General features: G+C 47.2%; 11 protein-coding genes and 2 pseudogenes. 2 read left to right on the forward strand and 11 right to left on the reverse strand.

Annotated elements, in window-relative coordinates; genetic code table 11:
• Positions 1–145: 145 nt before the first annotated feature.
• The 5 genes from Q0991_RS16790 to Q0991_RS16810 form a co-directional block, all read right to left on the reverse strand.
• A complete protein-coding gene (locus Q0991_RS16790; RefSeq protein WP_299490366.1) occupies positions 146–2560 on the reverse strand; it encodes a methyl-accepting chemotaxis protein in 2415 nt (804 codons plus the stop codon).
• Between the two features lie 177 nt (positions 2561–2737).
• A complete protein-coding gene (locus tag Q0991_RS16795; RefSeq protein ID WP_299490368.1) occupies positions 2738–3235 on the reverse strand; it encodes a chemotaxis protein CheW in 498 nt (165 codons plus the stop codon).
• 3 nt (positions 3236–3238) lie between these two features.
• Complete coding sequence (locus tag Q0991_RS16800) at positions 3239–3598, reverse strand: response regulator (protein WP_299490370.1); 360 nt, start codon at positions 3596–3598, stop codon at positions 3239–3241.
• A gap of 106 nt (positions 3599–3704) precedes the next feature.
• Positions 3705–4931 carry a response regulator gene (locus tag Q0991_RS16805; protein WP_299490372.1) on the reverse strand — a complete coding sequence of 409 codons (1227 nt, stop codon included), beginning with the start codon at positions 4929–4931 and terminating at the stop codon, positions 3705–3707.
• 637 nt (positions 4932–5568) lie between these two features.
• A complete protein-coding gene (locus Q0991_RS16810) occupies positions 5569–5919 on the reverse strand; it encodes a late competence development ComFB family protein (protein WP_299490374.1) in 351 nt (116 codons plus the stop codon).
• Positions 5920–6227: 308 nt separating this feature from the next.
• On the opposite strand from Q0991_RS16810, the gene leuD reads away from it, so the two are divergent.
• Positions 6228–6818 carry a 3-isopropylmalate dehydratase small subunit gene (gene leuD, locus Q0991_RS16815; protein WP_299490376.1) on the forward strand — a complete coding sequence of 197 codons (591 nt, stop codon included), beginning with the start codon at positions 6228–6230 and terminating at the stop codon, positions 6816–6818.
• Here the strand turns inward: leuD and Q0991_RS16820 are convergent.
• From Q0991_RS16820 to Q0991_RS16845, 6 genes and pseudogenes are all read right to left on the reverse strand, one after another.
• Positions 6800–7225 (reverse strand): hypothetical protein, encoded by a 426-nt coding sequence (locus tag Q0991_RS16820; RefSeq protein ID WP_299490378.1) that lies wholly within the window; start codon positions 7223–7225, stop codon positions 6800–6802. The two genes, leuD and Q0991_RS16820, sit on opposite strands and share 19 nt — an antisense overlap.
• 88 nt (positions 7226–7313) lie before the next feature.
• Entirely contained in the window at positions 7314–8279 is a 966-nt protein-coding gene (locus Q0991_RS16825) for a homocysteine S-methyltransferase family protein (protein ID WP_299490380.1), read from the reverse strand.
• A gap of 104 nt (positions 8280–8383) precedes the next feature.
• The gene (gene rsgA, locus Q0991_RS16830) at positions 8384–9445 is read right to left on the reverse strand and encodes a ribosome small subunit-dependent GTPase A (protein WP_299490382.1); all 1062 of its coding nucleotides are present in this window, start codon (positions 9443–9445) and stop codon (positions 8384–8386) included.
• 285 nt (positions 9446–9730) lie between these two features.
• Positions 9731–9901 (reverse strand): annotated as a pseudogene (locus Q0991_RS16835) (Uma2 family endonuclease); the annotation flags it as partial.
• 83 nt (positions 9902–9984) lie between these two features.
• Positions 9985–11117 (reverse strand): IS3 family transposase gene (locus Q0991_RS16840; protein WP_299490387.1). Its coding sequence is split into 2 segments (ribosomal slippage): positions 9985–10856 and positions 10856–11117, totalling 1134 coding nucleotides; the frame shifts between segments, so codons are not numbered across the junction.
• An 80-nt stretch (positions 11118–11197) separates the two neighbouring features.
• Positions 11198–11602: pseudogene (locus Q0991_RS16845) on the reverse strand (Uma2 family endonuclease); the annotation flags it as partial.
• 155 nt (positions 11603–11757) lie between these two features.
• Here Q0991_RS16845 and Q0991_RS16850 point away from each other — a divergent pair.
• Positions 11758–12351, forward strand: a complete 594-nt coding sequence (locus Q0991_RS16850; protein ID WP_299490391.1) for a Uma2 family endonuclease — start codon at positions 11758–11760, stop codon at positions 12349–12351.
• The last annotated feature ends 141 nt before the right edge of the window (positions 12352–12492 follow it).

A 12492-nucleotide genomic window follows, 5' to 3' on the forward strand; every position in this document is an offset into this window, starting at 1 on the left:
CTCTCAGTACCAATTATTAACTCGGCAATCAGCCTGAATCCGATATCAAGACTGAGTAAATATTCTGCTGCTTGCTGTCTCATGGCTGGTGGAAAGGGGTTGAAGATAGCTAACCTTCCTTCCCACCAGCGTTTCAGACTGTTTACTAGACTTCGCTACCAATTTTGAAGGTACTCACGGAAGCTTGAAGCTGCTTGGCGATTTCCACCGTCTCTTGCAGGGATCCAGCCACTTCGCGGGAAGAAGCGGAGGTATTTTCTGACACCTTAGCCACATTCTGGACGAGCTTAGACAACATCTGAGCTTTAGCCGTTTGCGATGCCGTAGACCCGGAAATGGTTTGCACCAAGTCCGCAATCTGTTGGGACACAGACACAATTTGTCCCAGGCTTTGCTTGGTATCTTGAACCATGCGCGTTCCTTCAACCACCTGGGTGGTACCCACTTCCATGGCGTTGACCACCTCAGCCGTTTCTAGCTGAATGGTTTCAACAATTTGCTCAATCTCTTTGGTTGCTGTAGCAGACTGGGATGCCAGGGCACCCACTTCTTCTGCAACCACCGCGAAACCACGACCTTCTTCTCCAGCCCGAGCCGCCTCAATACTGGCGTTAATGGCCAAGAGGTTGGTCTGTAATGCAATTTGGTTAATCAAAGACACTGCTTTGGAAATCTGCTGTGAAGATTCACCCAGCCGTTTCACTTTCTTAGCTGTTTCGGCAACGGTTTCTCGGAGCTGGTCAATACTGGCCACCGTTTGATCCATGGTCGATCCACCCGTTACCGCCGTTTCTGAGGCGGTTTTGGCGATCTCAGCCGCTTGTTGCGCACTCACAGCAACTTCTTGGGCCGCTTGAGTCAAGTCTTCCACAAACTGGAGGGATTTCTCCACTTGTTCAGCCTGCACATTGGCTTCATCTGCCAAGGCCACAATGGAAGAACTGTTGGTCGACACGGAGTCGTTCACCTGAGTTGCAGCGACTTGCACTCGGGCCACAATATCCCGCAAGTTCTCAATAATTGAGTTAAAGAAGTCACCCACAATGCCGATTTCACTGGCGTCCACGTTGGCTCGAACGGTTAAATCCCCATCCGATGCTGCTTCAACGTCGGTCAACAACTTGAGCAAATCTGCTTGCAATTGCTCATTTTGCTTTCGCTGTTGTTCGGCAGTATCAGTCTGACGCTCTAGTTCTTGCTGAGCAGCATAGTCTTGCTCCAAAATCAGCGTCTGAATCTGCTCTGCCATTTGGTTAATATTGCCACCCAGTTGCGCTAGCTCATCCTCACCAGCTACCTGCACCCGGGCATCCAAGTCCCCTTGACCAATTAAGTTAACGGCTTCCGCAGATTCAATAATCGGGCGAGTGGCGCGCTCAGCAACCACAACAGCCAGTGCACTAATCAACACAGCAGCAAGGAGCGAACCTGCAACAAGGGTTAATCCCAACTGGTTCACTGCGTTAAAAGCAATGTTTTTGTCTGTTTCAACAATCGTATGCCAGCCTAGCTCTGGTAAATTTTTCAAGAAGGGATCGTCGGAGTTATTGAGGGCCTCAAAAGCTACCGTTGTATTTAGCTTATCGCCAGTCACTATGGCTTCAGGCTTCGAAGAATCTTTAAGCGCCTTGTACCAAGAGAACCGATTGTCTGCAGATAACAGTGTACCGGTTTTGTTTGCTTCCTGAATGGCCTTTTGAGCAGCATTGGACCCCGCGAATAACTTACCCTCTTTATCAACGAGGTAGCCGTTTTCGTAGCTCTCAATTCCCTTGAGCAAATCTTCCAGGAAGGTGACGGGCATTCTGGCACGGACCACGCCAATGGGTTTGCCTGTCGCTTTGTTCCGAACCACATTGGCGGTATAAACCGAGACAATGCCTGAAGATTTGGACAGCAGGGGCTGGGAAATATAGGGTTTGCCAGTTTTAACAGCTGCTTGGAAGTAGCTTCGATCACCGTGATTCCCTAGGTCTTTCCCAGAGGATTGGGCCAAGACATTACCTTTTAAATCGAAAAAGGCAATGCTGTTATAGATCGTGTAGGCTTTCACAAATTGGTCTAATGCTGCTTGTTTCGCCTGTTTGGTGGTGGACCCTCGCAAGCCAGGATCGGTGAAGATGTCTAAGCTAGACATAATTTGAATGTCACCGTATCTTTCCCGCATGTAAGAGGCAACCTTCGCTGAGATTTGGGTGGTGGTCGCTTCCTTGTTGGCAATAATCTTTTGCGACACCGATTGGTTGGCGAAGAAATAGGCTGCTGTGCCAATAGCAGCAACGGGTACTACCCCGATCATGATCGCTAGCGTGGTGGCCTTGGCTTTAAGGCTCAAGCGTTGAAAGAGGGGTTTAACTGTGGCGGCTTCTGGAACAGGCTCAGCACTGGGTGCAGGACTCGCTGAGATTGCCGTCACCGCCTTAGATGATTCAGCTCCATCTTGAGGGTAGGACTCGTTTAAACCCGTGGAAATCAGCTCAGGATCGAGGGGAATGAGCTGATTCGGTTCACCAATGCTATTGTTAATAGCTGTTTCATCTGCATGATCTTGCATATGCATGGGGAATTGTGCCTCTCTGAATACGAATAATTTTGTGTAGAAGACCCACGTTCTGAAGAACTTTTAAGGAAGTGAATGTCTGAGTGGTTGCTCCAGGGGGAGATTCACTGTCAATTTGTCTTCGCAGGTTTAGACATGATGGTATACCTATGTTTCAAACACACCTCCCCATGACAGTTACTGACGCTGCAATACAGAAGCATTAACAATTGCGTTAGGATCTAAAACCAAAAGAATTTCTCGCTCCTCGGGTAGACATCCTCGCAAATAGGGCGCAATACTGGGCGCAACGGTACCGATCGGAGATTGGACTATTTCTGAGGGGAAACGGGTTACCCCTTGTACCGTTGGCACGGCCAAACCCAAAGGCACTTGGCCCACCTGGAGAATGGCAATGTTATATTCCCGGGTATTGGCCATAAATCCTGCGTAACCCAGCATAATCGATAGATCAACGACCCAAAACACCCGACTTCGCTGGTTTAATAAGCCCAGAACACAGGTCGGCATATTGGGAATGGGGGTTACTTGCTCCACAGGCACTACAATGACCTCTCGGGCTGCCTCCATCGGCAGGGCAACGGGGATGCGATCGCTCAGCCGCAACTTAAGATAAGGATCACCCAACCCTTCCTGTAAGGATGAGGATTGAAGGTCTAGGACGGGCAGTGTCATGGCTTAGCCTACAGATTGAACAGCCTGAAGCAAATCTTCGCGAGTGAAGGGCTTAGTGACATAAGCATCTGCGCCCTGCTTCTTTCCCCAAAGCTTATCCAAATCCTGGTTCTTGGAGGTGCAAATGACGACTGGGACTTGCTGGGTCGCTTCATTCTTTTTCAAACTGCGACACAGTTCAAAGCCGCTCATCCCTGGCATGACTACATCCGTCACAACAATGTCAGGTTTTTGGGATTCCGCTTTCTCTAACGCATCCTTCGCGTCCGTTGTACTGATGACGGCATAGCCTCCGTCACGCAAATAGCGACAAATTAGCTCTAGTTCAGCAGGACCATCATCAACGACTAAAACGGTTCTCATTGGTTGTTGCTCCTAAAACGAATAAAAGTAAGCTCAAAAATTAAGGCCGTACCCGATATGTTCAGAGTGCCCTGTTCTGGTATGAAATCCATCTGCAAAGCACCCATCAAGTCAGATGGCGGAATACCATTTTTTGCAGATCAGCCTGCGTAAACGGTTTTGTCAGATAGTCGGTTGCACCCGCCACCTTGGCCTTAGCTCGGTCAATTAAGCCCGTGTTGCCAGTAACCATCACCACTGGAATTTGCTTGAACTGGGAATTTTTACGAATTAACCGACAAAGCTCATAACCATCCACCCAAGGCATGCCAACATCTAACAAGATGAGATCAGGCTTGGCCCGCATAATTTGTATTAATGCTTTGACCGGATCATTAATCATGACCACAGAAACGTTTTGATCTTGAAGATATCGATTAATCGTATTCAGAATAGCTGGGCTATCATCCACACAAGCAATTGTGTATTGTTTTTGGCCAATATTGCTAGTCTCAATGGTGCCTAGGGCAGCATCACCACTGGAATTGCCTTGCTTTGGAGCCGGACGATTCGTAACCTTTGTGGCAAAGCGGGGTAATTGATTAAATGGTGGCTGGGGATCCTGGAGCAGAATGACCTTATCTACAATAAGAGAGTTTAGGTTTTGGGCAAGCTGCAATTCATCTAGATTGAGCAGTACCCCTAAGTGCCGAAAGCTAAACCCTCGAAGAATTTTTTGCAGTTGCTGCACTTTGCTAGGGGATAATTTAGCAGCACCCGGGCTTTTCTCTGAAAAATATAGACGTTGGTGGGGGGACCATATTTCTCCACCCAATGATTGCCATGCGCTGAGTCGTCGTTGGCATTTTTGCAATAGAGGTGGAATCGATTGCTTAGAATAAACAGGGAGATGGGCTGATTTAGGGAGAAACTTAAAGGTGCCTTCCGCTAATAAAAGATAAGACTCTAGAATTTCAACAATAATTCCTTCCACCAAGGTAGCTGCTTCATTTGGCTTTAACTGGTTAGTCCTAACCAGCCAAGAAATAGCCTGATAGTCAGGGCAAATTTGGTCGGTTGAGTCATTGTTAAAATTGATCCTGACCTGAGTTCTCACCTCACTATTGAGAGCGGGAACCTGGCGGCTGAGCCGCCGCAAATGGTTATCTAGTAGATCCAGTGGGTCAGCAGAGTAAGTTGCATAGACTAGCTGACTTTCCTCAAGATAAAATTGCCAATTAATCGCACCATTGGAGACGATTAAGCAACCCTCTTTTTTGGCATTAGCGTGCTGAATAAGCAAGTCCGCTACGTTCAACTTATTTGAGATTTTGCCACTCATAGTTGCTGCCATTGGTATTGTTCTTCCTTTTCAACACACAACGTTATGGATCTATCCTGTATCAATCACACAGACTGAAACGGTTACTTCTCTGTTTGACCAACTCGGCATGAGCAATGCTAAAGAAAGTTTAGAAATATCTTTTGCATAAATGACATTACGACACATTTAGTAATATTTGGTTATTTCTGTTCATGTTTATGGAAGTAGATTCCTATCATGATTCAGAATTTCACCCATGAAGTCAGCACGATCAATTCTGTATGGACTTCAATGCTTGCCTGTGTCACATTCGATGCATTAGCTTCTAGCTTTCTGATTAGTTGTCAACTAAGTTCGTGATCTGAACTTGTGCTAACCGAATTTGGTCGTTGCGATAGTAAATACAGCAAAGACCTTACTATCTATAATTCCCAGTGGTGGTCTTGACAGATCATCGTGACGCTAACCAAGTTATTTATTTTTTCTGAAAGCATATTCAAGACGAATCGGCTCATAGCAAAAAGCTATGAGCCGATTTGACAAATGATTATGACTTATTCCTAGTAATTCTCAGCTGTACTCTAAGAACTTTACTATGGGTTTTATAGGCTGTTGAGCTACTTATCGACCTACACCATATCTAAAAGCGTATAGCCGCGGGGCTAGCTTAACCTTCTAAGTCAAGATCTGCCATTGAATCTGCTAATTCTTCTAGAGCCATACGGGCAATTTGCATCTCTGCCTCAACTTCCTCTTGTGGTAGAAGGGGGGTTGTAACACGAGTAGGTTGCTGAGCGACCACCTTAAGGGATTGGTGCACAGCAGCCCGTAACCGCTGTCCAAATTGTTGCAACCCTCGCTGTTTTTGCCTGTAGACGCCTTCTTGGCTGGATGCATACAGGGGAGGTAACCGATTGAGAGCGTAGGATACCACATCAATCCGGTTTAGAGCTTTGGCTGTTTCAGGCTTAAAGTTGCGAGTCTGCCTGTCAATTTCTTCCTCGACAAGCTCTTCCATCACATTCTTATAGACCTGAGTTTTATAAAATGCTTTTAACATGTGTTTAGCTAGTGTCCCTGCCTCATACACCTAGTGTTCCCCATATTTTTTAAAATTTAGTATGGGATAGCTTCCGAATATTCTCGGTAAATTATGACTTCGCTCAGATGCACATGCTTCTATATTGATCGGTCATTAATTAAGTGTTATACGTATTTTCCCCCAAAAATATAAATTTAATCTAAGAAAGTTCATGCTCTATGGATTTTGTCCGCCAGCGAAAATGATGTCAGAATAAAGACCTCCTTCATCTGCTTACCATAGTTATGAGTGACATTCATTTTCTTACGGGAGCTGGCATCCCATTGACTGGCAACGATATTGATACGGATCGGATTATTCCTGCCCGGTTCTTGCGATGTGTGACTTTTGACAGTCTAGGACAACAGGTTTTTGCGGATGATCGTCAGCAAACGGGTGGACAGCATCCTTTTGATTTACCGCAATTTCAAGGGGCAACTGTCTTAGTTGTGAATGGTAATTTCGGTTGCGGGTCATCGAGGGAACATGCCCCCCAAGCGCTTTCAAAATGGGGGATTAAAGCGGTTGTGGGAGAAAGTTTTGCCGAGATTTTCTTTGGCAATTGTTTGGCGATTGGTATTCCCTGCGTGACGGCATCCGCTGAAGTTGTGCAGCAACTGCAATCCCAGTTAAATCAGCATCCTGAAACAACGGTACAAATTGATCTGAATCAAATGACCTTGACTTGGGCTGAGGAGTCCCATGCCATCCAGATGGGGGAAGGCCCTCGACAAATGCTGGTGTCTGGCACCTGGGATGCTTGTGGACAACTGTTGGCCCAGGTAGAACAGATCCAAATAACAACCGAGCGCTTGCCTTATTTGGCTTGGAATTGAGGCTGCGATCGCAGCATCGCCTCTAGCTTTTGCCAGTCCTGGGTGTGGATCATCCAGGGCGTTAGCTTCACTTTTTTGAGCGCATCTCCTTGCTGCACATACAATTGCCGCCCTTGAAGTTGCAGATCGCTAAAGGAGCTGAGCGCATAGGACTTGACCTCCATCCCCAATACGTTGTGTAACGCCACATGGTCCAGATGGATGGAAGCCATCGGTTTTGTGAAGTAGCCATACCCAATAAAAGCAATCAGGCACCCCAAGATAAGGGTGAAGTGAAACTCGCCCAAGAGCAAGAGCCAAATCCCCAAGCCTATATTGAGCCCACCCAACAACATAAAGACAACTGCAACCTCTCTTTTATAGCGGAGAAAGCAGGGAAGTTGAGGATGGGAATGATCGGTACTCATAGCTGGATTCTACTAAAAGAGGTCATGTCTATGATTACCATACAGAGATTTGCACTTGGTGGCTTCCTCAGATGTGCGTGAACACGGTTCAATATAAATGGGCGGCTGGGCGAGGCTGGAGACAAGCTTTGCAAATCGCTTCAATATGCCGATGGTCGGTGCCACAACATCCGCCGAGAACATTGAGGTTGGGTAAAGCATCACTTAAATTTAAATATTGCTGACCCAGCTCTTGGGGATTGCCATCATCCAGCTCTACTGCCTCATCTAGCTCCGCATGGCTTTTCGTGGAGGCATTGGCTCGCAGCCCATGAATGCGCGTGAGCCAGGGCTCATTAGCCGAAAGCACCTGGTCAAAATGAGACGGATGAGCGCAGTTGATCATGTAGTAGATGGGACCGTTGTTGGTGGCTGCATCGACCTGTGCGATCGCATCTTTCAATGCCTGTCCCGTCGGCAATTGACCGTCCGTTTCCACTGTGAAGGAAATAACCGCAGGCATCCCCACCCGTTGAGCCGCCCGAGTAATACCAATGGCTTCTTCCACGTAGGTCATGGTGACGGCACTGACCATATCCGCTTCCGCCTCCCGAAAGGCTTCAATTTGAGGGAGATGATAGGCTTGGGCCTCTGCCGGTGCCATGGCCGTATCAACTTGGTACCCGTCTCCCCGAGGGCCAACACAGCCGCTAATCACCATGCGACTACTTTCGGTTTCATATTGTTGGCGAATGGTATGCAAAAGTGCGATCGCCTTTCGATTTACAGCAGCCAACGCAGCTGCATCATACCCAAGCTTGGTCCCCCAATCTGGATTGGCTCGCCAGGTTGCGCTTTCTAAAATCAGGCCCACCCCGTAGGTTTGAGCCAACCGGGCATACCGTTGGAAGTACTCATAGAGGGCTTGGTACCCTGGGTTATCCTGCAATAAATCGAAGGCGGCAAAGTAGGGTAAATCGATGCCTTGATGAAAGATTAGGGTGGTTTCTAGCCCCCCATCCGTTAAAAAGACATCGCTCGATAATTGGGGTAAATTTTGTTGATATTGAGGCATGGGCTGTGCTCCCCTGTCAGATGCATCTATCTTTCAGCGTTGTTGATTTCAAACGTCTGAACAATGATCGCTATCACCCCAGTTTTTTACTCCAATCACAGCCCCTACCATTTGTCTTGCTGTTGCTGCCGTATGGATTTAGTAATCTTTTTCCAACGGGCTTTGGTGTTGATCTGTGCTTTTTGATTTTGTTTACGGTGCAGGTAGGCTTCTTCCCTGCAGAGTTTTTGGTAACTTTGCAAGCGCTGAACCTCGAGCTGACCACTGGCTAAAGCCGCCTGCACGGCGCAGCCTGGTTCTTGCTGATGTTGACAATCTCGAAACCGACAGTGCTTTGCTAGCGCTTCAATCTCATTAAATACTGTGGAAACCCCCGTTTGCGTCGTCCACAGTTGGAGTTCTCTCAAGCCCGGAGTATCAATTAATACGGCCCCGGAGGGTAAACAGATCAGCTGACGGCTGGTGGTGGTATGGCGTCCACGACTATCATCTGCCCGCACTGCTTGTACCGCCTGGATTTGTTCCCCCATGAGTTGATTGGTTAACGTGGATTTCCCCACCCCAGATGAACCCACCAGGGCAACGGTTTGTCCCGGTTGCAACCAGGGACTTAATTCATCCAGACCTTGATCATGCAAAGCACTGATTTGAACCATGGGAATGCCCACGGCAATGGTTTCTAGGTCGAGGAGGCACTGTTCAATCTGCTCGCCAATATCGACCTTATTTAAGACAATGATCGGTCGAGCACCGCTCTCCCAAATCATCACCAGGTAGCGCTCAATCCGCCGCACATTAAAGTCATGGTCTAATCCGCAGACCAGAAAAACGCTATCCAGATTGGCTGCAATCAGTTGAACCTCCGTCGTCGCTCCAGCCACCTTACGGGAAAATAAGGTACGCCGAGGTAACAGGTGTTGAATCGTGGCAGTTTGGCCTGTCGCAGCAATAACCACCCAGTCCCCGACACAGGGTAGATCTTCTGTGCTCTGGACTTGATAGCGAAACTTACCGCTGATTTCAGCCGCAAATTCTCCTGCTTCGGTATAAAGGGTGTAAAGCTGCTTATGTTGACGGGCGACTCGGCCCACCTGGAATTGTTGGGCTGCAAATGGAGCAAAGCTGAGAGCAAGATCATCGCTCCAGCCCAGTAAATCTAAATTCATGGGAATGCCTTAAGTGTCTATAGGGGTAAGCCAGACACCTAGAGGCGTAAAATCTTATCCACCACCATATTTCGGGTGGACGATGGAAGGTAACAAATGCCTCTAAGGGTCAAGCCAGATCAGTTGTAGAGATAAAATCAATGACCGACATAGGTGCACCTCCGTTGATGAAGTGAGGGATATTTCTACAGTAATCGTTTTGAATCAAAATGGCCATGGATTGCAGGCTTTCGTATGGATGTGCGATGGTCGGAGGCCGCTCTTTGAGCATCGCATCGTTTCAATTCAGTCTGCAAACCGTTCAACAGATAACTGGAACCCAGGCAAAACGCCTTCTCCAGAAAGGGTTGTGGGCAAGGATTTAACTTCAGCAGAGTGACCTTGGCGATAAATTTCCACCTGTTGTTCATGAGGATTAAAGAGCCATCCTAACTGGACCCCGCAGGTGAGATATTTGAAGTGGTCCCCATTGGTTGGACAATTTTGAGGGGTCGCTAAGCTCTGACCAAAAGACCTGTGTTTAACTTGTTCCACGAGTATCACATAGGCGAGTCACACTGATAATAAATTTCATCAGGTGTCTTATAGCCTAAGGATTGATGTGGTCTTTGTCGGTTATACCAATGAAACCAGCTTTTCACCTCCTGAGATAAATGTTGCCCATCCTCAAACGCTTTGAGATAGATGAGTTCCCATTTCACGGACCGCCATAATCGCTCAATGAAAATGTTGTCATGACAACGGCCTCGACCATCCATACTAATGCTCACCTTGGCTTGTTTGAGACAGTCCGTAAAGACATGAGCCGTAAACTGTGCCCCTTGATCTGAGTTGAAAATCTCAGGGATAGGATATTTGTTCAAGGCTTCTTCCAGAGCCGCTAGACAGAAATACACATCCATTGTGTTCGACACTCGCCAACTGAGTACTTTTCGACTAAACCAATCCATAATTGCGACAAGATAGAAATGCCCTCGGAATATGGGTAGATAGGTAATATCAGTACTCCAAACCTGATTGACTGAGACAATATCAACCCCTCTGAGTAAATAAGGATAAATCTGATGCTCGGGATGCGATTCACTGAGTTTCGGTTTGGGATAAATCGCTTGCAGCCCTAACTGACGCATTAATCGTTGAACCCGCTTACGATTGACGGTGTAGCCTTGGGTTTGCAAATAAGCTTTCATCCGACGGCTGCCGTAGAACGGAGTTCTCAGATATTGTTGGTCAATCAGTTTCAGTAAAGTCATTTCCTCGTCTGATGGATCAATCGGCTGGTAGTAAAGGCTTGAACGACTCACTCCCAGCAACTGACACTGACGAACCACACTCAAAGCATGATGCTGGGCATCTACCAGGGACTTTCGGGTATCAGACCCAGCCGTGCGGAGTGCTTGGCTAAAAAATCCCGCTCCACCTTCAGTTGACCAATTTGACGATATAGTTCATTGATTTGAGCTTCGGTATCCGATTGAGCCTTGCTAGCACGCTTCCCCTTGTCAAACAGTTCACTGGCGTTTTCTAGAAGCTGACGCTTCCATGTATTAATCATCGTCGGGTGTATCTCATACTGGCTCGATATTTCAGGTGTTGTTTTCTGACCCTGAATGGCTTCAATCGCGATCTTTGCTTTGAACTGTGGGCTGTATTGTTTTCGTTTCTTACTCATGAATCACTCCTATCATTTTTTGAAGGATTCAGAGCTTAGATACCTGTCCGAATTTTGGGGTCCACTATAATTCCTCCATCTTTTTCCCTTAAGGGAGCTATCGCATCAGAACGAGATCTCAATTCAAAGACAAAATCTGGGGCGATTGGGGGAAACTTTTGCTGTTGCTCAAGGGTGAGGGCAGTCCACCGGTCTTGTTGAACCCAGGCTGCATCTGGCGAACGGTCTCCGCCACCAGGAAGCTTAAAAATGGTAGAAGAGCTAAACACTTTGCCAAGCTGGGTTTGACGATTCCAAATGCCTAGATCAATTCCGAACTCTAGTTCACGATTACCGCTTTCGCCGCCGACGGGGGGCATGAGTAAAAGTCTCCCTGCTTTCGTCCGTTCTACTCTCAGGTCACGATTCGCGATACAAAACTGATAAAACTGCTCATCACTGAGGTGAACCGTTTCAACATTGAGAATAAGGGTCTCAGATAACATCTATAAATCACTTCCGTTGATGGAAAGAGATAAGGAACTGACTCTTTTTCTATTCTAGAAGTTGTGATATTGTCTCTGTCTTTTGTTAGTTCTGATTGTCTCCGGAAGATAGCACGTTATTCTAAATGAGAAATCTATTGCCCTAGACAAAAATTATGGTTGCCTCTTCCAAGCAGGTCCATCTCTCCCCAGAAGAATATCTCTCTTACGAAGAAGCAAGCCCGATCAAGCATGAATATCGGGATGGGGAAGTCTATGCAATGGCAGGTGCTTCAGATGCCCATGTCACCATTGCAGGTAATCTCTTTGCCGTCTTACGCAATCACATACGTGGTTCTGGATGCCGAGTCTATATCTCAGATATGAAAGCGCGCATCAACGCGAACAATCGTTTTTTCTATCCTGATGTCATGGTGACTTGTGACAACCGAGATCAGGAAACTGCGACCTACAAGCAATTTCCTAGCCTGATTGTAGAAGTTCTCTCAGCCTCAACAGAAGCCTATGACCGGGGAGATAAGTTCGCTGATTATCAGACCCTAGAGAGTTTGCAGGAATATGTACTAATCAACCCTAGACGACAGCGAATCGAATGCTTTCGACGGAGTGAAGGTAGATGGGTTTTGGAGACTTACACTGCTACCAGTGAAACCTTCATGCTGAGCAGCGTTAACTACGAAGGCGAAATGGCGGCGATCTACGAAGATGTCATCTTTGATCCGCCCATGGTTGAACCACCGGATCGCTAAGCTAGTAGGTTCCGCCTAAAATCCTTCTCAACGATGAGGGCCAGAGCTTTGGGGATGACAAGGGTTTCACAATGTGTTCTGAATCAGTGATAGCGCCCTCATGCCTCTCTGGTAATTGAGTCGTTTATGGGGTTTCAGTTG

This window comes from Acaryochloris sp. IP29b_bin.137, from assembly GCF_028285745.1.
Taxonomy (GTDB): Bacteria; Cyanobacteriota; Cyanobacteriia; order Thermosynechococcales; family Thermosynechococcaceae; genus Acaryochloris.